The organism is Vibrio sp. E150_018 (assembly GCF_053544035.1).
Genome location: NZ_JBHGNY010000003.1, coordinates 186,132 through 207,485 on the forward strand (window position 1 = coordinate 186,132; position 21,354 = coordinate 207,485).

The 21,354-nt window shown below is 39.9% G+C and carries 19 protein-coding genes and 1 pseudogene; 13 read left to right on the plus strand and 7 right to left on the minus strand.

Features of this window, described 5'->3' with window-relative positions:
* Positions 1-8: 8 nt before the first annotated feature.
* The 7 genes from ACE3G9_RS05610 to ACE3G9_RS05640 all read left to right on the plus strand — a co-directional run bounded on the left by ACE3G9_RS05610 (position 9) and on the right by ACE3G9_RS05640 (position 6,977).
* The gene (locus ACE3G9_RS05610; protein ID WP_417878848.1) at positions 9-608 is read left to right on the plus strand and encodes a GTP cyclohydrolase II; all 600 of its coding nucleotides are present in this window, start codon (positions 9-11) and stop codon (positions 606-608) included.
* A gap of 298 nt (positions 609-906) precedes the next feature.
* Entirely contained in the window at positions 907-2,163 is a 1,257-nt protein-coding gene (locus ACE3G9_RS05615) for an imelysin family protein (RefSeq protein WP_417878849.1), read from the plus strand.
* Positions 2,164-2,214: 51 nt separating this feature from the next.
* Positions 2,215-3,615 (plus strand): di-heme oxidoreductase family protein, encoded by a 1,401-nt coding sequence (locus tag ACE3G9_RS05620; RefSeq protein ID WP_449218646.1) that lies wholly within the window; start codon positions 2,215-2,217, stop codon positions 3,613-3,615.
* Positions 3,616-3,630: 15 nt separating this feature from the next.
* On the plus strand, positions 3,631-4,677 hold the full coding sequence (locus ACE3G9_RS05625; RefSeq protein ID WP_417878850.1) for an imelysin family protein: 1,047 nt from the start codon (positions 3,631-3,633) through the stop codon (positions 4,675-4,677).
* A 6-nt stretch (positions 4,678-4,683) separates the two neighbouring features.
* Entirely contained in the window at positions 4,684-5,796 is a 1,113-nt protein-coding gene (locus ACE3G9_RS05630; protein WP_417878851.1) for a DUF1513 domain-containing protein, read from the plus strand.
* A gap of 13 nt (positions 5,797-5,809) precedes the next feature.
* Positions 5,810-6,232, plus strand: a complete 423-nt coding sequence (locus tag ACE3G9_RS05635; RefSeq protein ID WP_417878852.1) for a hypothetical protein — start codon at positions 5,810-5,812, stop codon at positions 6,230-6,232.
* A gap of 91 nt (positions 6,233-6,323) precedes the next feature.
* Entirely contained in the window at positions 6,324-6,977 is a 654-nt protein-coding gene (locus ACE3G9_RS05640; protein ID WP_417878853.1) for an MBL fold metallo-hydrolase, read from the plus strand.
* 12 nt (positions 6,978-6,989) lie between these two features.
* On the opposite strand, the gene ACE3G9_RS05645 is transcribed toward ACE3G9_RS05640, so the two are convergent.
* A complete protein-coding gene (locus ACE3G9_RS05645) occupies positions 6,990-7,661 on the minus strand; it encodes a DUF2982 domain-containing protein (RefSeq protein WP_417878854.1) in 672 nt (223 codons plus the stop codon).
* A gap of 242 nt (positions 7,662-7,903) precedes the next feature.
* Between ACE3G9_RS05645 and ACE3G9_RS05650 the strand changes: the two genes are divergently transcribed.
* The 3 genes and pseudogenes from ACE3G9_RS05650 to ACE3G9_RS05660 all read left to right on the plus strand — a co-directional run bounded on the left by ACE3G9_RS05650 (position 7,904) and on the right by ACE3G9_RS05660 (position 10,679).
* Positions 7,904-8,311, plus strand: a complete 408-nt coding sequence (locus ACE3G9_RS05650; RefSeq protein WP_417878855.1) for a MarR family transcriptional regulator — start codon at positions 7,904-7,906, stop codon at positions 8,309-8,311.
* Between the two features lie 202 nt (positions 8,312-8,513).
* Positions 8,514-8,830, plus strand: a pseudogene (locus ACE3G9_RS05655) (response regulator transcription factor); the annotation flags it as partial.
* A gap of 265 nt (positions 8,831-9,095) precedes the next feature.
* A complete protein-coding gene (locus tag ACE3G9_RS05660) occupies positions 9,096-10,679 on the plus strand; it encodes a BCCT family transporter (protein ID WP_417878856.1) in 1,584 nt (527 codons plus the stop codon).
* 102 nt (positions 10,680-10,781) lie between these two features.
* On the opposite strand, the gene ACE3G9_RS05665 is transcribed toward ACE3G9_RS05660, so the two are convergent.
* The 4 genes from ACE3G9_RS05665 to ACE3G9_RS05680 form a co-directional block, all read right to left on the minus strand.
* The gene (locus tag ACE3G9_RS05665) at positions 10,782-11,516 is read right to left on the minus strand and encodes a 3'-5' exonuclease (protein ID WP_449218647.1); all 735 of its coding nucleotides are present in this window, start codon (positions 11,514-11,516) and stop codon (positions 10,782-10,784) included.
* Between the two features lie 12 nt (positions 11,517-11,528).
* Positions 11,529-13,460, minus strand: a complete 1,932-nt coding sequence (locus ACE3G9_RS05670; RefSeq protein WP_417878858.1) for a DUF294 nucleotidyltransferase-like domain-containing protein — start codon at positions 13,458-13,460, stop codon at positions 11,529-11,531.
* 151 nt (positions 13,461-13,611) lie between these two features.
* On the minus strand, positions 13,612-15,765 hold the full coding sequence (locus ACE3G9_RS05675; protein WP_417878860.1) for an FAD-dependent oxidoreductase: 2,154 nt from the start codon (positions 15,763-15,765) through the stop codon (positions 13,612-13,614).
* Positions 15,766-15,942: 177 nt separating this feature from the next.
* Entirely contained in the window at positions 15,943-17,133 is a 1,191-nt protein-coding gene (locus ACE3G9_RS05680) for an amino acid aminotransferase (RefSeq protein ID WP_449218648.1), read from the minus strand.
* A 158-nt stretch (positions 17,134-17,291) separates the two neighbouring features.
* Here ACE3G9_RS05680 and ACE3G9_RS05685 point away from each other — a divergent pair, with 158 nt between their 5' ends.
* Positions 17,292-17,972 (plus strand): YoaK family protein, encoded by a 681-nt coding sequence (locus ACE3G9_RS05685; protein WP_417878862.1) that lies wholly within the window; start codon positions 17,292-17,294, stop codon positions 17,970-17,972.
* 288 nt (positions 17,973-18,260) lie between these two features.
* Positions 18,261-18,380, plus strand: a complete 120-nt coding sequence (locus ACE3G9_RS05690) for an ASCH domain-containing protein (protein WP_449218726.1) — start codon at positions 18,261-18,263, stop codon at positions 18,378-18,380.
* Here ACE3G9_RS05690 and ACE3G9_RS05695 read toward each other — a convergent pair.
* A complete protein-coding gene (locus ACE3G9_RS05695; protein WP_417878864.1) occupies positions 18,377-19,027 on the minus strand; it encodes a class I SAM-dependent methyltransferase in 651 nt (216 codons plus the stop codon). The genes ACE3G9_RS05690 and ACE3G9_RS05695 overlap by 4 nt on opposite strands.
* Before the next feature lie 152 nt (positions 19,028-19,179).
* On the opposite strand from ACE3G9_RS05695, the gene ACE3G9_RS05700 reads away from it, so the two are divergent.
* Positions 19,180-20,382, plus strand: coding sequence for an MFS transporter (locus ACE3G9_RS05700; RefSeq protein WP_449218649.1), 1,203 nt, complete (start codon positions 19,180-19,182; stop codon positions 20,380-20,382).
* Between the two features lie 56 nt (positions 20,383-20,438).
* Here the strand turns inward: ACE3G9_RS05700 and ACE3G9_RS05705 are convergent, their stop codons facing one another.
* Complete coding sequence (locus tag ACE3G9_RS05705) at positions 20,439-21,206, minus strand: TerC family protein (protein ID WP_449218650.1); 768 nt, start codon at positions 21,204-21,206, stop codon at positions 20,439-20,441.
* Positions 21,207-21,354: the final 148 nt, after the last annotated feature.

Here is a 21,354-nt window from a genome sequence, read left to right on the forward strand (position 1 = left end):
GAAAGAATATGGCGGAAGTTCGTGCCAGAGTGGATTTAAAAGTAGGTAAAAAAAGCGAAATTGATGCTGAAATATTGTCCTTTACAGGCTTAAAAACGGATAAAGAACATATCGCAATTATTTTTAAATCAGCAGATAAAACCCCCCAAGCGCCTTTAGTTCGTATGCATTCAGAATGTTTAACGGGTGATGTTTTTCATTCATCGCGTTGTGATTGTGGTGAGCAACTAGATGAAACTGTTGAGAAAATGGGACAGAATGGCGGGATTTTATTGTATCTACGTCAAGAAGGGCGTGGGATTGGCCTATATAATAAAATTGATGCTTATCGCTTACAAAGTCAAGGCATGAATACTTACGAAGCGAATAATCATTTAGGCTTTGGCGATGATTTACGTGATTTTTCTGAAGCGGCACAAATGCTGAAAGCGCTAGGCATTTTGAAAATAAAGTTGATCACTAATAATCCGAAAAAAATGAAAGAGCTTCAAGAGTTTGGGATTGAGCTTGAAGAAGTGATTCCAACTCATGTGCATATCAAACATGACAATGAAAACTATCTTAAAGCTAAAGCTTCACACGGCAAACATCGACTTAAATTTGATTGATTAATCCTTAAGAACTGTGGGTCCTTGGTTATAATTTTCGCTGCGAGTTGCTTACAAAGTATAGGCTTAGTCGTGTAGCTAGCCTGCACGACTAAGCCGAGAACATAGTAAAAATGACCAAAAAACTTTTATATTGAATAAAATTTAACCATCAAAGAACAACAGCCCCTCTGGCCTCTCATTGTAGAGGCCTTTTTTATGCTTAACAGTTGTAAAAAACTTGTAAGTAAGTATTATTCTCAAACCCAACTGCAAGTGATAATGATTTTCACTCGTGTGATTTATACAAGGATGAGACATGCTTAATATTCGAACTTCTTCACTGATCATTTCAAGCCTTCTAGTGACAGGCAATACCGCTTTTGCTGCATCCGTACCGAAAGATGTGGTTTCGAACTACGCCAATATTGCTTATGCTGTCTTTGATGATGCATATATTACAGCTCAGCAATTACAAACAGCTATTGATGCTTTAATTGAAAAACCTTCAGCTGACACTTTAGAACAAGCACGCAAAGCTTGGTTGGCTTCGCGTGTTCCTTATCAACAATCAGAAACTTTTCGTTTTGGTAATGCCATCGTAGATGATTGGGAAGGGCAGTTAAACGCATGGCCACTTGATGAAGGCTTAATTGATTATGTTGCAGATGGTTACCATCACGAATTAGGCAATGAAGGTGCTCAAGCCAATATTATTGCAAACAAAACCATTCAAGTGGGCGCAGACAAAATTGACGCCTCTACAATCACACCAGAATTATTGGCAAGTTTAAATGAACTCGCTGGTTCTGAAGCGAACGTTGCGACGGGTTATCACGCCATTGAATTTTTATTATGGGGACAAGATCTACACGGTACGGAAGCCGGTGCTGGTGAACGTTCTTATACCGATTATATCCAAGGCGAAGGCTGTACTAATGGTCACTGTGAGCGCCGTGCTCAATATTTATCTGCAGCTTCACAGCTTCTCGTTCAAGATCTGGATTGGATGAAAGGTCAATGGGCGGCAGAAGGTAAAGATAATTACCGTAGCGCTTTATTACAACAACCTGCTGAAGAAGGTTTGCGTAAAATGCTATTTGGAATGGGTTCGTTATCATTGGGTGAGCTTGCTGGTGAACGTATGAAAGTGGCATTAGAAGCCAACTCTACAGAAGATGAGCATGACTGTTTCTCAGATAATACACATAACTCGCATTTCTATAATGAACAAGGGATTTATAACGTATTTAACGGCTCTTATACACGAGTTGATGGGAGTGAAGTGAAGGGTGCCAGCATTAAAGATCTCGTTGCTGATAAAGATAAAGCTGCGGCAGATACAATAGCAAAACAGTTTGAAGAGACGCGCGCCAGTGTTCATAAATTGGTTGAGTCTGCTGAAAATAATAATCAACATTTTGATCAGCTAATTGCGGCGAATAATAAATCTGGAAATGAATTAGTCAATAACGCGATTAACTCATTAGTAAAACAAACAGAAGCGATTGAAAAAGCAGCTGGTTTAGTTGGAGTGACCAGCTTGACTCCAGATAATGCGGATCACGAGTTTTAATCAATAGAAAATGGACAAGGGCTCTAAAAATGAGCCCTTACAGGATGTACCATGAAACCTTCTTTTATCCTCACATTTACATGTTTACTCTTTCCATTTACTACCTCTGCTTATGGTGTTAAATCTGGTGGTGATACCAGTACAAATAAGCAAGGTAACAATGCCTATTCCATGCCTGCTAATAATTTACCTATCTCAAAGCGTTTAGATTTTAGTGTCGGTAATAGTTTTTTTCGTAACCCTTGGGTACAAGCACCGGCAACGACGGATGCACGTGATGGTTTAGGGCCGTTATTTAATACCAATGGTTGCCAGAATTGCCATATCAAAGACGGGAGAGGCCATCCGCCAGAAGAAGGCGAAGATCAAGTGGTCTCTATGCTAGTAAGAATGAGCATTCCAGCATTAACCGCAAATCAAAAACAACAAGTGATCATATCGGGAGTCATTCCTGAACCGACTTATGGCGATCAACTTGAAGATTTTGCCATTCCTAACGCTAAGCCTGAAGGCAAAGTGAAAATTGAATATGAAACATTTAAATTAAGCTTTAAAGATGGTGAAGAAATTGAACTAAGAAAACCTCACTTAACTTTGCATGATTTAAATTATGGTGAATTACACCCAGAGACTATGTTATCGGCACGCGTTGCCCCTCCAATGATTGGTTTAGGATTATTGGAATCGATTCCAGTTGAAACACTGGAACATATTGCGGAGCAACAGTTAAAAGGTGGCCAAGGGGTTTCAGGTAAATTAAACCAAGTCTGGAATGTACAAACACAATCCACAGAGGTGGGGCGATTTGGTTGGAAGGCAGGACAGCCAACTTTGAACCAACAAAATGCAGCCGCCTTTAATGGTGATCTCGGTTTAACCAGCACATTGTTTCCCAATGAAAACTGCTCACCAAAACAAACCATTTGTTCTGAGTTACCAAATGGGAATAGTGCAGATAGTGAAAATGCAGAAGTGAGTAATAAGATCATGAAATTTGTCGAATTTTATTCACAACACCTTGCTGTACCAATTCGTCGTAATACCAATGACCCTGCTGTTCAACGTGGACAAGTCTTATTTGCTGAGCTTGATTGTGCCTCTTGCCACATTCCAGAATTAAAAACAGCTAAGCGTGATGAGCTTCCTTCTTTGTCAGAACAAACTATTCATCCCTATAGTGACTTACTCTTACATGATATGGGTGAAGGGTTGGCAGATAATCGCCCTGAGTTTCTTGCGAATGGCCAAGAATGGCGAACCCCACCACTTTGGGGAATTGGTTATACAGAAGAGGTCAGTGGTCACCAATACTTTTTGCATGATGGGCGCGCCCGAAACTTGATGGAAGCGATTGTGTGGCATGGTGGAGAAGCTGAATTGAGCAAACAAAAAGTGATGCAATTAAACAAATCAGATCGAGATGCATTAATTGCATTTTTAAACTCTCTTTAAGATAACGGACTAAATATGAATAAGATCATTTTAGCTGTGACTAGTTGTGTATTGGTCGGAAGCGTTACCTATTATGGAATGTCCTTTGATAAAGACCAGAGTAGCGATATATCAAAAAGCACTTCTCAAATCTCTGTTCTACGGTATGAACAACAGAAGACTCAAGCGTTTTTAAATCACACAAACACACTGAATCAAGTATTGAATCAATATTGTCAGGCGGATTCAGTTGAAAAGCTTGCGACGGTACAAGTGAGCTGGTTGGAGACCATGCATAGTTGGATGCCATTACAAGGACAAGGTAAAGGGCCAAAGAAAGCGCTCGATCTCAGTTGGACGATTCAATTTTGGCCAGATAAAAAAGATATCACTGGTAGAAAAATGAATCAGATTTTACAAAATCCAGATTTATGGCGAGTTGAATCGATAAAAGAGCAAAGCGTGACAGTGCAGGGCTTAGGGGCAATGGAGTGGTTATTATTTGATGAACATTCCGAGTTTTCTCGTCAAGATAAATCCTATTGCCAACTTGCTTTATCAATTAGCGATAACTTGACCAATCATGCAGAAGAGATCAATGCCGCATGGCAAGACAATCCGTGGAAAGCTTTACCTGAGTCTCAGTGGCCAGCTGAATATCTGGGGCTTATTATGAATCAACTCGATTTCTTATTACAAAAAATACAGCGACCTTTAGCAAAAATTGGACATCCAAGGGCTTACTTTTCAGAGAGTTGGCGTTCTAAACAATCATTAGCATTAATGAAATCGAATATAGATGCTTTATATAAACTGTATTTAGCCGAAGGTGCTGGATTTGATCGTTTATTGAGAGAAAAAGGCTTAAGCGATTTAGCCGACCGCCTCGAGTCGCAATTTAAGCAAACCCTAGAGACTTGGCCGGCTCAAGCAAGCTTATTTGATATGTTGCAAACCAAAGATGGTTACCGAGAAGCATTAACGCAACAAAATAAACTACAGCGACTTAAATATTTATTTCATGATGAAGCTGCCGTTGAATTAGGGATTGTGGTTGGGTTTAACTCCACAGATGGAGATTAAGGGCCTATGAGTAATCATTCTCCAATTGATCTCAAACGAAGACAGTTATTGATATTAGCAGCACTTACAGGAGTAGGCTCTGCTGCAGGTTTCAGCTTAAAAGTTTTTTCTGAAGCCAGTTATTCACAACCAGTACTCATTGGAAATGCATTAGGGAATAATAAACAGTACTACACGGTAGTCGCTGATTGGCAAGGCAACGCCATTTTTAAATTATCGCTGCCTGACCGAGCACATGGTGTAGCAATTAGTCAGGAAAGTACGATGGGCTTTACTGATGCCGTAGCTTTTGCTCGTCGCCCAGGGCATTTTTTCCAAGTGTTTGACTATTTGACGGGTGAAAAGAAAACTTTGATTCATGCGTCTCAAGACCGTCACTTTTACGGTCATGGTGTATTTAGCCAAGATGGACGTTGGTTGCTCGCAACGGAAGGTGTTCGTGATACAAGCCAAGGACTGATTGGTGTTTATGATGTGGCAGCAGAATATCAAAAAGTGGATGAATGGCATGGTATCGGCATTGGACCGCATGAAATTATTCGATTAGATGATGGAAGTTATGCTGTTGGCGTTGGTGGTGTACATACCCAAGGCAGAGAACCACTCAATTTAGAGACAATGCAGCCAAGTTTGACACGAATGAATCGCAACGGAGTCATAACCAGTCAAGTAGGACTTAGCGATAAAAAGCTGAGTATTCGTCATTTGGGGTATAACCATGATGGTGTTGTCCTATGCGGTCAGCAGTACCGAGGCGAACCTGATGATTACCCCGCACTCATCGCCATGCAAGAAGTCGGGGGAGAATTAACCAACTTAAATGCTGAACCGGAAGAATGGGCAAGATTTAATCATTATATTGCTAGCATTGCCGTGGTTGATGATTATGTTCTAGCAACGTCTCCGCCGGGCAATTGTTACGGTATATGGTCTATATCACAAAATCAATTGTTAGAGCTAAACAGTTTAACTGGCGCGTCTGGTGCGATTTCACACAATGGTTATTTTTATATTAGTTCCGGTTCGGGAGAAACGATTAAACGATTACGATTAGAAAAAACGCGTGCTAACCAATCCCATATTTTATGGGATAACCATTGGACAGCTATACCCAAATAATCAAGGAAAATATATGAACGTAAAATTTAGATGTTACTGGCTTTTATTGTCGATGTTGTTTTCGGTCAAAGCTTTAGCGGATACTAGTCAGGAAGTTTATCAAGTTTTACAAGATAATCTTACCGCTACTAAAAATGAAAAAATAGCAGATTATATGAATACTATGCATTCTCAGTCTCTATCCTATCCACAAACTCAGCAAGTGCTATTACCGATCTTCGATAATTATGAATTAGACTATCAACTACAAGATTTTCAATTTGTAGGTGAAGATAATGAATATGCTTATGCAAAATTATGGTTAGAAACAACCAAAGTTTCAGGGGCAGTGTTCGCGAATAACCGAATGCAAATTTTAGTCGTTTTCAAGAAAGAAAATGGCCAATGGAAGATATGGTCGCAAGCCAATATGGTGATTCAGTATCTACCTCAATAGTAGAATAGAAAGGGTGGGGGTTTGCTAAGATTGCTAATTTTATACTTAACTGGCATAGTTTCGAAAATTTGAATCGTTAGAGAAATCCCCAATGAGCCTTCAATATCAATCAGTCCCTGTCACTCCTTTTCAACAAAACTGTTCAATAGTATGGTGCGATCAAACCATGAAAGGAGTGATCGTTGATCCCGGTGGTGAAGTCAATCATCTAGTGACGATTATTAATACCCTTGGTGTGACGTTAGAAAAAATCGTACTGACACATGGGCATTTAGATCATGTTGGCGGAACGCCAGAATTGAAAGCGAAAATGAGTGTCCCTGTTATCGGGCCGCATATTGATGATGCATTTTGGCTACAAGGTCTTATGAATCAAAGCCAAATGTTTGGTTTCCCACCTATCGACCCGTTTGAGCCAACACAATGGCTACAAGAAGGTGACGTAATTCAGTTTGGCGAAGAGTCATTAGACGTGATTCATACACCGGGACACACTCCAGGACATGTTATTTTGTTTAGTAAGTCTGCCAACATTGCCTTTGTTGGAGATGTTCTATTCAATGGCGCGATTGGTCGTACTGATTTTCCTAAAGGGGATTATACGACCTTGATTAACAGCATTAAAACCAAATTATGGCCACTAGGTAATGATGTGCGTTTTATTCCGGGTCATGGTCCTGAATCAACATTTGGTCAAGAAAGAAAATCCAATCCATTTGTTGCTGACGAAATGCCACTTTATTAGGAAAAGTGCATATTAAAGACTAGCGTCACTATGGCTTGCCGCAAGATAGCGGCGAGCCAAGCCTACAAACTCTTCTTTTGATGTAATAACATCACTTTCACTAATAAATAAATCATAACCCCACAACTGTTTTTGAATCTTCATTCTATTGGCAAGCATGGCTTTTAGGCCTTTCACGTTACTCCCATCTGAATATAGAAAAGGCTTGTCATTAATGATGTGATCTTCCAGTTCATGTTGTTGGCCATGCTGTTTGAGACCTAGGAAAAGTAAGCTACGTTGATGCAGCAGTATTTGCGTAATGACTTTAGGGCTAATCGTATTGATGAAAGTTTGATAATCTTTGATCTCAATACCTATCCAAGGCATCGATGTCGTCCAACCTTGAATACTATAATCTAGTGTGTCGATTCTTTTTATATTATGCCAACGTAATACCCAACCACCCTTATATAAGTGCTGCTGAAAATGCGTTTCGGTAAGGGTAAATCCTAATTTTTGACCATAGACATAATGCTTAATGGCTAAGCCGATAATTAAACAAGTAAGAAAAAATAGACCGGCAACTTTACTATTTAGTTGACTATCAATGGCAAATGAAACTATAAGAAGGCAAGCCCATAAAAAATATTGGCTCCAAATAGGTAAACGAGGTTGTGGGTAGAATAGGTGTTTGGTTGGCATACCACTCCTGTCAAAGAATCGAGAAATATAAAGGCTTATAAAAAGCAAATTCAAAATAATGCATTTAAGCTTGTTCGATTGTGTTCAAAATAGCAAAAATAACAGATCTTCACTTCAATTAGACTAATTTCGATTAAATTAGGCTGTTTTTTAGGCAATGGCTGTAAATTTGATTTATATTTTGTTATAACACCGTCCAACATTTTTACCACACTAAAATTAGTGACTTGTGGAGAACTTCAATGAGACTTGCACATAAGCGCAACGTACAACTTAAACTTAAAAAGAAAATCAAAGCAACAAAAGCGGCTGCTGAAAAAACAGTAAAAGCAGTTAAGCCAGAAGCAGAGAAAGCGGTTGCTAAAACTAAATCAGCAGCAGCGAAAGTTGAAAAAGTTGCCAGTGCTGCGGTTGAAGCGGCAGTAGAAGCATCTCAAGATGTAAAACTGACTCCTAAACAGCAACAAGTATTAGACATCGTATCAGCTAATGCTGACGGTATCAGCCCTAAAGCAATTGGTCTAGAGGCTGGTCAAGAAGATGCAAAAGCAGCAGCTTGGGCAACGGGCGGTTTGAAAAAGCTAGTTGAAGAAAACCTAGTAGTGAAAGAGCAAGTTGCTGGTAATAAAGTCATTTATAAACTAGCTTAAGGTTATACCCTTCGAACTTGAAGCTACGGCTTTGTTTAGGGCGTTCATTCGGCCCAACCTCTTAGGTAAATTAAGATCATGGGATCTCATGCACTTGTAATCTCACTGAATTGCCTTAGTCGTAAAACAAAGTCATCAAGAATAGTCTTTCTACTTTCTGAGTAGGAAGGCTTTTTTTGTGCCCTCATATACTCAATTAAGTCAAGATATTTTCTCCGATAAGCTCATTCAAGCGATTAAACTGTTTTTCAAGGTTCGACCTATTTTTGTGAATCGGTTACACAGACGTTATTTACTCAAAAAGCATCAATCATAAAACATAAGTTGAAACCATTAAGTCGACGTGAAGAAACAATTTTAACATTGGTTGATCAAGGATAAAGTAGCAATAAAATTGCTAAAGTATTGAATATTAGTGATCGAACCGTTGAAACACATAGACAAAACATTAAGCACAAACTAAATTTAAATTTGATAGAAGAACGGACTAAATACGCTGTTGAACATGGCTTGTTATAATTGCGTTAGTGTGTTGTTTAATTGGCAAAACAAAAGTGAGTTATCATTGTAATGTTAATATATCTGGTGAAACTGTTAAAAAATTGCCTTTTAAGTACAATAAATAACCAATTAAGTTGGTTTTTATCGGGTTTTAGTGAATATTTTTTCGATCAAGGTTAGGATCTAACCTTATCAATTTTGTGTGCTTAACGTTTTATTGCTTAATGAGTAAACTATTTAATACGACACTAAGCACAATATTGTCACAGATGGACGAGGTTTTATGACTAAGGGTATAGATAAATACAGTATAGACAGCACCGACTATACGATTGGACAAGATAATGTTCAAAAGTGGGGGTTTGATGTCCATAACGCCGTATTTACCACCAGCGCTGGGTTGACTATTCTTTTTATTATTGCAGTGTTAGTGACTGATCCAGTAACCGCTAAATCGGCATTAGATGGTGTTAAGAATTCAATCATTAATAATTTTGATTCACTATTTATTTTAGCAGGCAACTTTTTTGTATTGTTTTGTTTAGGCATGATCGTCTCACCATTCGGTAAAATTCGCTTAGGTGGTGATGATGCAAAAGCAGAGCACTCATACTTATCGTGGTTAGCAATGCTATTTGCTGCAGGTATGGGTATTGGTTTGATGTTCTGGAGTGTTGCAGAACCTGCCGCTTACTTTACCGATTGGTATGGTACTCCATTAAATGTTGCTGCAAATACGCCTGAAGCGCAGCGCTTGGCGTTAGGTGCAACAATGTATCACTGGGGATTACACCCTTGGGCTATTTATGCTGTAGTGGCATTGTCATTGGCATTCTTTACTTATAACAAAGGTTTACCGCTTTCTATTCGTTCGGTTTTTTATCCTATTTTAGGTGACCGCGCATGGGGTTGGGCTGGTCATATCATCGATATTATCGCAGTATTGGCGACTTTGTTTGGCCTCGCAACCTCATTAGGGTTTGGTGCTCAACAAGCAGCCAGTGGTATCGGACATATTTTTGGTATTGATTCTGGCGTTGGATTACAACTTATTGTTATCGCTGCAGTGACCGTGTTAGCGGGTATTTCGGTATACCGTGGTATCGACGGTGGCGTAAAGCTAGTTAGTAATATCAACATGGTTGCTGCCTTTATTCTACTGGTGTTTGTTGGTGGTGTGAGTTTTTCAATTGTGTCTCATACTATTCCAGAAACCTTTATGAGCTACGTAGAAAACATCATCCCACTTTCAAATCCATTCAATCGTCCTGATGAAGATTGGATGCATGGTTGGACTGTATTCTACTGGGCGTGGTGGATGTCATGGTCACCATTTGTAGGTATGTTTATCGCACGTGTTTCTCGTGGCCGTACAGTCCGTGAGTTTTTAACGGCAGTTCTACTAATTCCAACAATTATTACTGTTGTTTGGATGGGTACTTTCGGTGGTATTGGTATTGACCAACTGATTAATAAAGTTGGTATGCTAGGTGAGCAAGGTTTCCATGATGCCACAATGGCAATGTTTGAAATGTTTGACGCACTACCATTTAGTCAAATTATCTCAATGCTTGCAGTTTGTTTAGTGCTGGTATTCTTTATCAGTTCTTCAGACTCAGGTTCTTTGGTTATCGACAGTATTACTGCTGGTGGTAAGGTTGATGCGCCTGTTCCTCAGCGTATGTTCTGGGCTTTCATTGAAGGTGCGGTTGCGATGGCGTTATTGTGGGTTGGTGGTTCAAATGCCATTGGTGCACTACAAGCGGCAGCAATCTCGACAGCATTACCATTTGTATTCGTGCTAATCATTATGTGTATTAGCCTAGTACTAGGTATGCGAACTGAGCCGAAGCCAGTGAAGAAATAGCATCTAGCTAAATATTAGATATTAAAAAGGTTGGCATCGCGCCAACCTTTTTTGTATACGTCACATTTTTACAATGTAGACAATAATTGAGGGAGAGGTGTATTACACCCACAAGGCCTTAATTGGGGTCTCTGGACTGTAATGGTGATAAATCTGTGCTTGTAATAGTTCAGCAGTCGCAATAGCGTCAACAAGCGCATGGTGAGGCTGATAGGCAGGTAGGTTATAACGACTACGACTAGAACCTAAACGTACCGATGCAGGTTTTTTGCCACGCAGTTTATCCCACCAACCACTGACTGCTCGCTTCTGTACTTCAGACTCAATGGCTAAAGTGTCCACCATTGGAAACAGAATACCTTCGTTGATCCGCTCCATTAATGCCCGATGAAAGAATTGACGCTCAATGTATTGATAATGAACCACGACGATCTTTCCCGCCAATGAATCCAATACCTCATCCAATATACGTCTTAGATCTGGTGCGTCAGATAAATCACTGTGTGTAATTCCATGTATGACCACAGAATCTTCATTAAGTGGCTTACGCGGCTTTACGAGCCAGTGCTTACTTTGTTTACAGTAGATCCTTTGCAGGGTAAACGGAATTAACCCTATGCTGATAATCCCGTCTTTATCGATATCTAAACCGGTTGTTTCAAAATCTAATGCGACGAATTCGACTTCTGATAGCGGTGTTTCGGGATCGATGACGCCGCTTTGATAAAAGAGTTTTAAACGTGAATCTTTTACTGAGTTAACTTGCTGATCAAAGTGTTGTTGCCAAGTTAACTTAGGATCCAAATAAGCCAATTTGTTATCAGTCTTCTTTTTCATATCCACTCCAAATTAGCGCTTACGACGAATTGGTTCCGTCTTTTTCGCTGGTGGTGGGGCATTCTTAAAGGAATTACCGTGATAGCGATATTTTAAGAAGTTCTGAGCATTACTTAATATTTGGAAAGCATCTTTCAGGTTACGTCTTTCAAAATCAGACATATTGTCCGGTTCAATGTTGTTGTCCGGCTCGATTTCATTTTCAACATCTAATGCTTGGTGACGTATGCGCACCATGGAGATGTACTCCATCGCATCTTGAATATCTTCAGCACGACCTTTCGGTAGAATGCCGGCTTCAATGATGTCATCTAAACGTTCAAATGAATTTTGCGCACGAGAACCCACAGCCAGGGCATGTACGCGAATAAGATCCGCTAGAGGGGCAGTACCACGGCGTTTCAGGTTAATCGAGTTGTTGTGACGACCATCTTTTTCCATTACAAAGCCTTTGAAAAAGCCCAGTGGTGGTGTTCTATTAATCGCATTGCGTGCAAGACATGCTAAGAATTTATTATTTCTACGTGCCCGACGAACAATAAAGCCATTCAAGCTTTCTGCCCATTTTACTCGGCCATAAACGCCATCTAAATCAAAGAAGATAGAGCTGTTTAATAAGGCTTTAGGATTGGGGTTGTCAATCCAGTCAGCAAAACATTCTTCCCATTCGGTACGCGTCATACGCCACATTGGATTCGTTGCCATGATGTCACCAGTGCATAGGTGATAACCACAGCGAGCAAGCCCTTGGCAGACGAACTCAGACAGCTTGGCAAAATACTCACCGTGTAGCGCTTCATCATAGCTGTTGTCTAAAATAATTGCGTTGTCTTGGTCGGTTACAATTAACTGCTCATCTCTAGCCATCGAGCCTAACGCAAGGAAACAGTAGGGAATTGGTGGCTCACCGTATTCTTCTTCGGCTAATTCCAAAATACGCTGTTTAAAGCTGCGTCCAATCACTGCCATCGCACTACCCACCATATGTGAGTTAGCATCTTCATGAACTAAGCGAACAAAGCAATCTTTTACTTGCTCAGAAATCGAAACCAAATCATCAATGTTTTGTTGCTGATATATTTGATTAACCAGTAGTAGACTATTTTGTGATTCGTAACGAATGATATCCGCTACCTCAATGATACCGATAGGCTGTTTATTTTTAAGAATAGGTAGGTGATGAACATTACAACGTAACATTGATAGCATAGCTTCATAAATGTAAGCGTTGTGATCAAGAGAGATCAGCTCATGGGACATCACTTCACTGACTTCTGTACTTGGATCTAACCCTTCAGCTAGTACGCGTGTACATAAATCACGATCAGTAATAATACCAATCACTTGGTTATCATTTTCTTCGTCAATATTGATGGAGTCATCTGTGATTAATAGCGCTGAGATATTTTCATCAGCCATCAATTTTGCTGCTGCTTGAATCGTTTGATGCCTATCCAAACTAAAGGCTTCACGGGTTAATAAGGTTTTTACTTTAGAAGTGGTTAAGTCGTTGGCATTCTTATTATCTGAAAGTGCTTGACGTAATCGTGCATGGTTTTCAATTTCAACGAAGTCAGCAAAGGTGTCTTCAGTTTCATATAGTTCATTGAATACATCAACGGGAATACAATAAATAAGAGAATCGGCGGTTGCCGTAGCAGGCAGACGAACTTTACCGTTCATCAATAATCCCATTTGTCCGAAAATGTCACCTTCGTCTAAACGGTTATAAAGTTCACCCTTACGGCGGTAAATTTCAACCACGCCAGAGCGGACCATATATAAATCTTTAATATGGTCACCAAATTTGATGATAGGGGTATTTTCTCGGTAATAAGCAATTTCGGTATTGTTTGCTACGTAAGCGAGCTTTTCTTCCGGTAGGGAATCAAAAGGGGGAAATTGAGCGAGAAAATTTTGAATTTCTTGTAATTCGGCTTCCATAAGAACCACGATTGTATTATGAATTTGTAATAACTATAGGCAATTACGCTTATGAACTAAAGCATTAATCATTATATCTTTTTTAGTTAACTAAAATTAATCAATTGCAGTTAGGTTTGCATCAATAGGCGAATAAATTTCGCCTATTAAACTAGCCTCTACGCCATGTGTGGTATTTTTCTAACCAGTTTAAAATGGTTTCTGGTGCATGGGCTTTTTTCCATTCGCCAGCTGCATATTTGTTGCCTTCCGCCCAAGTAGGGTAAGCATGAATAGTGCCGAGTATTTTATTCAACCCAAGTCCGTGTTTCATTGCTAACACAAATTCAGCAATTAAGTCGCCCGCTTGTTGAGCAACGATAGTAACACCTAAAATAGTATCTTTGCCTTTAGGGGTGATGACTTTAATAAAACCTTTGGTGCTACTTTCGGCGATAGCTCGGTCTAATTCTTCAAATTCAAAGCGAGTGACTTCGTAATCGATGCCTTGTTGTTGAGCCTCGGTTTCATTTAGTCCAACACGAGCAACTTCTGGATCAATAAATGTTGTCCAAGGGATCACACGATAATCAACTTTGAATTTTTTGAGGTTGCCAAATAAGGCGTTAACCGCGGCATACCATGCTTGGTGTGCTGCAACGTGGGTAAATTGGTAAGGGCCGACAATATCACCAGCAGCAAAAATATTAGGGTACAAGGTCTCTAAATAATCATTGGTTTGCACGGTACGATTCGTTTCTATCCCTAGTTCTTCCAAACCATATCCTTCAAGGCGAGCAGAACGACCGACCGCGCAAAGTAGTTGATCAAATTCGATTTCAATTTCAGCGCCTTGATGCTCGACTACGATGATTTTTTGCTTATCGCGTTTTTCACATCTTAAAGCCTTGTGGCCGGTAAGAATTTGCACGCCACTTTGGGTGAGTTCTTGATGCGCCAGTTCGGAGACTTCTAAATCTTCACGCAGCATAATTCTATCGGCCATTTCAATTTGAATAACCTTAGAGCCTAGACGAGCAAAGCTTTGTGATAGTTCACAACCAATAGGGCCGCCACCTAATACGATCAGTCGTTTTGGCGGAGCATCGAGTTCGACAAAGGTTTCCCATAAGGTATCACTAGTGACATAACCAACGTCTTCTAAGCCTGGTAGTGGCGGTACAAATGGTCGAGCACCAGTAGCAATTACAATGTTTCGAGTGGTGAGTTTTTCTATCGAACCATCTTGTAGAGTCATTTCTACCGTCCATGGGTCGATGATTTTGGCGTAACCTTGTTTAACTTCAACGCCCAAGCTAGTATACCGTTCAATGCTGTCATGTGGCTCAACTTGGGCGATAACGTCATGGACACGCTGCATTACCTTCTTAAATGAAAAAGTGGGAGCGTGATTATCTAAACCGTAATTTTCCGCGTGTCTGAATTGCTCGGCAACTTTTGCACTCTTGATGATCGCTTTGCTAGGAACACAACCGTAATTTAAGCAATCACCACCCATTTTATGTGTTTCTATCAACGTGACTTTCGCACGGACTGTGGCGGCGATATAGCTACTAACGAGTCCCGCAGCACCGCCACCAATCACAATCATGTTACGATCAAACTTGTTGGGTTTATTCCATTTCGCATAAACACGTCTTTTCTGAATGGCAGTAATAATCGATTTCGCAATGAATGGAAAGATCCCGAGTAGAGCAAATGAAATAATAAGATCAATAGACAGGATGCCTTTTAAACTGTCTATTTGAGCTAGCTGAGTACCTGCATTAACATAAACGGCTGTACCCGCGAGCATGCCTATTTGACTGACAAGGTAAAAAGTAAGGGTTTTTATTTTGGTTAGACCCATCAATAAATTAATTAAGAAAAATGGGAAAATTGGTACAAGGCGTAGAGTGAAAAGATAAAAAGCACCGTCACGCTCAATGCCTTGATTAATTGGTTTTAAGCGAGATGAAAATTTCTTTTCAATGGTGTCGCGTAGTAAGTAGCGGGATACCAGAAATGCTAATGTTGCGCCAATTGTTGAAGCAAATGAGACAATAAGTAATCCAGTGGTTAAGCCAAATAGTCCACCTGCGGCGAGAGTCAGAATAGCGGCACCAGGAAGTGATAATGCAGTAATCAAGATATAAATGATAAAAAAGCTCGCCGCAACCAAGACAGGGGAACGCTGTTGCCAGTTGCTAAAATCATCCATGCGAGCTTTTAACCCATTTAAGGTCAAAATATGTTGTAAATCGAAAGCGAAAAACAAGCCAATTAGAATGATTGCACTCGCAAGTAATAATAGTTTTTTTAACATATAGATTTCCATATGGTATTGATGTGTTTCGATGGTAGTACATCGATAGGAATAAACTAAGAGACAGGCTTAAGATTTAAAAAATTTCAGGATTAAGATTAATATTTAAAATGAGATACCAATAAAAAAGGCCAGCAGAGGCTGACCTTTGAAAGTAAGAGTTGGATTGTGGGGTGTTTATAAAACCGCTGCAATGCCTTTACATAGTGGGCCCATGTTCGACTTTGTCATACCTGCAACGCTGATACGTCCAGAGCCAACAATGTAAATCGCAAATTCGTCTTTCAGGCGTGCAACTTGTTCTTTGCTTAAACCAGAGAAAGAGAACATGCCATTTTGAGCTTCAATAAAGCTGAAGTCTTGCGTTACACCTTCATCTTTTAATGTTTGAACAAAAAGGGTTCGCATTTCTTGAATACGGTCACGCATTTCTGCGACTTCTTTTTCCCATTCAGCACGTAGCGTTTCATCGTTTAAGATGTGAGTAACAACTGCTGCGCCATGAGCTGGGGGGTTTGAGTAGATTGAACGAATGATCTTCTTCACTTGAGAAAATGCAGTGGTCGCGGTTTCACTGGTTGCAGCTACTAGTGTAAAAGCACCAACACGTTCATTATACAAACCGAAGTTTTTAGAGAATGAACTTGCTACTAGAATCTCATCGCAGTATTGCGCGAAAGTACGTAAACCTGCAGCATCATCTTCAACACCTTTAGCAAAACCTTGGTAAGCAAAGTCAAATAGTGGGAGTAGACCTTTATCGGCACACAGTTTCGCCAATTGTTCCCACTCAGCAGCCGTAGGATCAATACCTGTTGGGTTATGACAGCAACCGTGTAGTAATACTACATCACCAGTTTGAGCATCAGCTAGACTAGTAAGCATTGCATCAAAATCTTTATCATGAGTTTCAGCGTTGTAGTAATTGTATTGCGCGGTTTCTACGCCAGCAGCAGTAAATACGCCGACGTGGTTAGCCCACGTTGGGTTACTGATCCAAATTTTGCCTGCATTTAATTCACGTTTGATAAATTCGCCTGCTACACGAAGTGCGCCTGTGCCACCTGGTGCTTGAGCTGTTTTTGCTAGTTTATCAGTCACAATTTTTGAATCAGCACCAAAAAGAAGTTTTTGTACTGCAACGCCATATTCGGCCGTCCCTTCAATGGTTAGGTAAGATTTGGTCTTCTCGGATTCAAGTAATGCAGCTTCGGCTTTTTTAACCGTAGCTAATACTGGTGTTTGACCTTCTTCATTCTTGTAGATACCTACACCTAAGTTGATTTTGGTTGCGCGAGAATCATTCTTAAATTCTTCAGTTAAACCAAGAATCGGGTCAGCAGGTGCAGCAGGTACTTTTTCAAACATAATTCCGTCCATGTAAATGAGTAAATAATTCGATTATTTATACCGTTATATGCTATAGGTTACAACCGTAAATCATGCTTGGTGATATGTTTGATTCATATCATTCAATCAAGCATAAATAGGCGTACACTTGTCAGTCATTTATTGAGAGGATGATTATGTTTATCAAATTACCGAAGTGGGTCGAATATGGTGCGTTCACATTAGCCTTAATTGCGGGGTTTGTGAATGCCATCGGCTTGCTTGGTTTTGAACATCAAGCCATTTCTCACTTATCAGGCAGTGTCACGAAAATTGGTGTGAATGCGCTGGAACGCCCTATAGTCTCAGTATTTTTAATCGCTTTAGTAGGTAGTTTTGTTATTGGTTCAACCATCTCAGGAGTGTTAATTTCTGGGGAATCCTTAAAGTTAGGGCGGCATTATGATCTGGTTTTGTTGTTGGAAGGAATATTGTTGTTTCTTTCAGCCAGTTTACTTCACGAACATATCAGTTGGGGGTTATGCCTAGCTTCAATGGCTTGTGGTTTACAAAATGCATTGGTAACCACATATAGTGGTGCAGTTATTCGCACTACACATTTAACTGGTATTTTTACCGACCTCGGATTGATGTTAGGCAGTAAAATAAAAGGTCAGGAAATTAATAAAAGAAAATTCGTTATGTTTAGTGTGATTATCTGTGGATTCTTAAGTGGTGGCCTTTTAGGGTATGTGGCATTCCAGCGCATGAATGTATCAGCCTTAGCTATTCCCGCTGTTGGTTGTTTACTTTTATCTTTTATCTATAGAGTTTATCGCCAAAAGACTAAAAATGAACAGTTTTCAAGCGGTCGGTAACACTTTTCAATCATCAATGATGATAACGTCATGACAGTGAGTGTGCTTCTAGTTTAAGCTTCCAATATTCAAGGATGAATATGGAACAATGGCAAATGACACCACGTGCAAAATCTTATCTTAATCATTATCTTTTCTCATTAAACGAAAATTTACGTCGACGCTACACCTCATTTAGTGCCGATTTCTTTTGTGCCACAGAGCAAGATGCCAATACTTGTGCCGACCTTGTTGTACAAGGTGAAAAAACGGCAACCTGTAGTTTGAAATATTGGTATGAACAAGCCGATGCCAGAAGTTGGGCACTTACAAGTGGTTTTGAATTGGGATGGAGAGCCACAATGTATCATCGAAACATTAGAGGTGTTTGAAATTCCGTTTAATCAAATTACTAATGAAAATAATTAACGAATGAATTTTAAGATGTGTCCTTTAAATTCACCGTCAATATAGTCAGTATGGGCGGGCTTTTCATTCGTATAAGTGAAGCCGAACTCGATCATTTTGGTGCTGAGTTTGTTTTTTCTACCACGGCCCGGATCAACTAAAATGACCTCACACTGCGGGTTGGCATGAACATTGATAAAGCTTGCCAGTAGATTGATATGATTATCTTCATAAAGTAGGTCACTGCCAATGATCATATCGAATAAGCCTAGATTATCACTGAGATCGGCCCAATCGGTACGTTCAAAATCAATCAAACGATCGCCATTTAATTCAGTATTACGATCAAGGAAAGTTTGCACTTCAGGGTGGTAGTCGGTGGCAGTAATATCAGCCGATTGCGCATTCAATACAAGACTTGATAAACCAATGCCGCAACCAATTTCTAGAATACGTTTTTTACCCGTTTCACAATCGAACATATAGTGCGCAAGAACTAGGCTCGAAGGCCACAACACACCAAATATTGGCCAAGAAGCCGATGAAATTCCGAGTTTCTCCGCCACACCGTCAGGGTCGTGAAATTCTTGATTATTGCGCAGGGTACACAAATGAATATCAGTTTTACCAAATTCTATGGTCTGATAACTTAAACGTAATTTTGTCATGGTTAGCCTAAATAATTGGCGCTGAGCCAGCTAACTAGGCATGCTAGATGAAATGACAAAACGGGAAAGAAGTTTTAAGAGTATAGAATAAAAGCAAAAAGGCAATCTATATATACCTTGGCCACATGGCTTTTACGCTTAAAGAGGGTTAAATGACGACATCATCAATAGAGACGAAAAGAATAATGACAACGAAAAACCGTATGATGTTACTCGTGGTAGGGGTGCTGCTCATTGCGGCAAATTTACGGGCTCCAGTTACCGGAATAGCCCCAATGATTGAGATGGTTTCTGGCTCTTTTCAATTATCGGCCACTCAAGCAGGGTTACTGACAACATTACCTCTTATCGCATTTGCATTATTTGCACCGCCTTCTGCCTATTTAGCAAAACGTTTTGGAGTCGAATATACGATCTTTTTTGCACTGGTTTTTATTGCTATAGGTTTGATTTTACGCTCACTTGGTAGTGTCAGTTGTTTGTTTATCGGAACTGGGTTAATTGGGATAGGTGTGAGTATTGGAAATGTCTTGTTACCTATAGTGGTAAAACGAGATTTCCCAATGAAAGTTGCTTTAATGACCTCTAGTTATGTTTTAGCAATGGGGATTGCTTCAGCATTGGCATCGGCATTTTCGATACCATTGGCCAATTTTCATCAATTAGGGTGGCAATGGTCATTAGCAACATTGAGCTTACTTACATTTATTGCAATGGTTATTTGGTTACCGCAATTAGCTAATAACCAAAAGCCTAATGCGGTGAATAACGGTGCTTCTATATCGATTAACTTATGGTCTAAGTCTTTGGCGTGGCAAGTGTCTTTCTACTTAGGATGTGGTTCATATTTTACCTATACCATGGTGGCATGGTTGCCGAGCTTGTTAGTTCAGGCGGGATATAGTTCAGCAGAAGCTGGAGTAATACATGGGGTGTTTCAAATTGGAACAGCACTCCCGGGGATTTTCGTTATTCCACTTGTAGCAAAGCTTGCAGATCAGCGTATGCCTGCCTTTGGAATTTGTTTTATTGCTGGCGCGTCATCTGTGGGGCTATTGATATTACCGCAGTTTGCTTATATGTGGTCATTCTTACTTGGGCTAGCATCTGGAGCTTGGTTCATCTTGGGGCTGTCTTTTATCAGTTTTAGAACGAGCAATCCATTACAAGCAACGTCTCTATCGGGAATGGCTCAATTTTTAGGTTATTTATTAGCGGCGATCGGACCAATGCTCGCTGGCTACCTATATGGAATAAATAATGGTTGGAACGAAGTGATTTGGATGATTGTTATTCTATGTAGTATCGCTGGTACAATTGGGCTGTTTGCTGGCCGAAATATGGTGATTCAATAAAATGTGGTTAGGGCATCACTTGGTATTTGTGATGCCCATTATCCTAGTAATTAATATTATTGAGAGATAGGAAGCATTTTCATTTTTGATCTATGTGTTTTTATTTGAATGTCACGGTGTTGTTTTTTCTTAAGTTGTATATGACACAATTCAAGAATTAAACCGAATAACATCGCAAAATACACATAACCTTTGTTGATATGAATTGCGAATCCTTCTGCCATTAAAAGCCCGCCAAGCAATATCAAGAATAATAATGCTAAGGTTTTAAACCCAGGGTACTGAATAACCAAGTTATTAATCTTTTCTGCAATAAGTATCATGACAAGCGCTGAAGCCAAAATAGCCGCAACCATGATTGGAACATCACTTGTTAGACCGATAGCGGTAATCACCGAATCCATTGAAAATACCGCATCAATGGCAACGATCTGCAGTAAAACGACAGCTATACCTGTTCGCATATGAGTAGAGTTGGCTTGCTCTGAATGCATTAACCATGACCAAAGCTCTTTAGCACTCTTAGCTAATAAAAAGCCACCACCAGCAATCATAATAAGATCGCGACCGGTGAAGCTAAAGTCTTGTACTTTCAATAATGGTTGAGTCAATGACATCACCCATGAAATTGAAAAGACCAAAATAATACGAGCTAATACCGCTAAGCTTATACCTAGGTTTCTAGCAAGCTTGCGCTGTTGTACAGGCAATCGTTCACATAATACCGAAATAAAGACGATATTATCCACGCCTAAGATGATCTCAAGTGCGAATAATGTGGCGAAAATAGCCCATGTTTCTGGTTGTAAGAAAAGTTCTAGCATGTTGCCGCTCCCAAGATTGTGGAAGCTTGGTGTGTGTACAGTCGACTAAAGGGGTCGTCCATATGTTTTTTATTTACCTTTATGAGTTAAGGATGTTCATTACATCACAGCTTTTTAATACTGACAATATAGTCATTTGTAAGAAATT

Coding starts and splice junctions, on each gene's coding strand:
- ACE3G9_RS05610 (WP_417878848.1), top strand. CDS start 9: ATGGCGGAAGTTCGTGCCAGAGTGGATTTAAAAGTAGGTAAAAAAAGC.
- ACE3G9_RS05615 (WP_417878849.1), top strand. CDS start 907: ATGCTTAATATTCGAACTTCTTCACTGATCATTTCAAGCCTTCTAGTG.
- ACE3G9_RS05620 (WP_449218646.1), top strand. CDS start 2,215: ATGAAACCTTCTTTTATCCTCACATTTACATGTTTACTCTTTCCATTT.
- ACE3G9_RS05625 (WP_417878850.1), top strand. CDS start 3,631: ATGAATAAGATCATTTTAGCTGTGACTAGTTGTGTATTGGTCGGAAGC.
- ACE3G9_RS05630 (WP_417878851.1), top strand. CDS start 4,684: ATGAGTAATCATTCTCCAATTGATCTCAAACGAAGACAGTTATTGATA.
- ACE3G9_RS05635 (WP_417878852.1), top strand. CDS start 5,810: ATGAACGTAAAATTTAGATGTTACTGGCTTTTATTGTCGATGTTGTTT.
- ACE3G9_RS05640 (WP_417878853.1), top strand. CDS start 6,324: ATGAGCCTTCAATATCAATCAGTCCCTGTCACTCCTTTTCAACAAAAC.
- ACE3G9_RS05645 (WP_417878854.1), bottom strand. CDS start 7,661: ATGCCAACCAAACACCTATTCTACCCACAACCTCGTTTACCTATTTGG.
- ACE3G9_RS05650 (WP_417878855.1), top strand. CDS start 7,904: ATGAGACTTGCACATAAGCGCAACGTACAACTTAAACTTAAAAAGAAA.
- ACE3G9_RS05660 (WP_417878856.1), top strand. CDS start 9,096: ATGACTAAGGGTATAGATAAATACAGTATAGACAGCACCGACTATACG.
- ACE3G9_RS05665 (WP_449218647.1), bottom strand. CDS start 11,516: ATGAAAAAGAAGACTGATAACAAATTGGCTTATTTGGATCCTAAGTTA.
- ACE3G9_RS05670 (WP_417878858.1), bottom strand. CDS start 13,460: ATGGAAGCCGAATTACAAGAAATTCAAAATTTTCTCGCTCAATTTCCC.
- ACE3G9_RS05675 (WP_417878860.1), bottom strand. CDS start 15,765: ATGTTAAAAAAACTATTATTACTTGCGAGTGCAATCATTCTAATTGGC.
- ACE3G9_RS05680 (WP_449218648.1), bottom strand. CDS start 17,133: ATGTTTGAAAAAGTACCTGCTGCACCTGCTGACCCGATTCTTGGTTTA.
- ACE3G9_RS05685 (WP_417878862.1), top strand. CDS start 17,292: ATGTTTATCAAATTACCGAAGTGGGTCGAATATGGTGCGTTCACATTA.
- ACE3G9_RS05690 (WP_449218726.1), top strand. CDS start 18,261: ATGCCAGAAGTTGGGCACTTACAAGTGGTTTTGAATTGGGATGGAGAG.
- ACE3G9_RS05695 (WP_417878864.1), bottom strand. CDS start 19,027: ATGACAAAATTACGTTTAAGTTATCAGACCATAGAATTTGGTAAAACT.
- ACE3G9_RS05700 (WP_449218649.1), top strand. CDS start 19,180: ATGACGACATCATCAATAGAGACGAAAAGAATAATGACAACGAAAAAC.
- ACE3G9_RS05705 (WP_449218650.1), bottom strand. CDS start 21,206: ATGCTAGAACTTTTCTTACAACCAGAAACATGGGCTATTTTCGCCACA.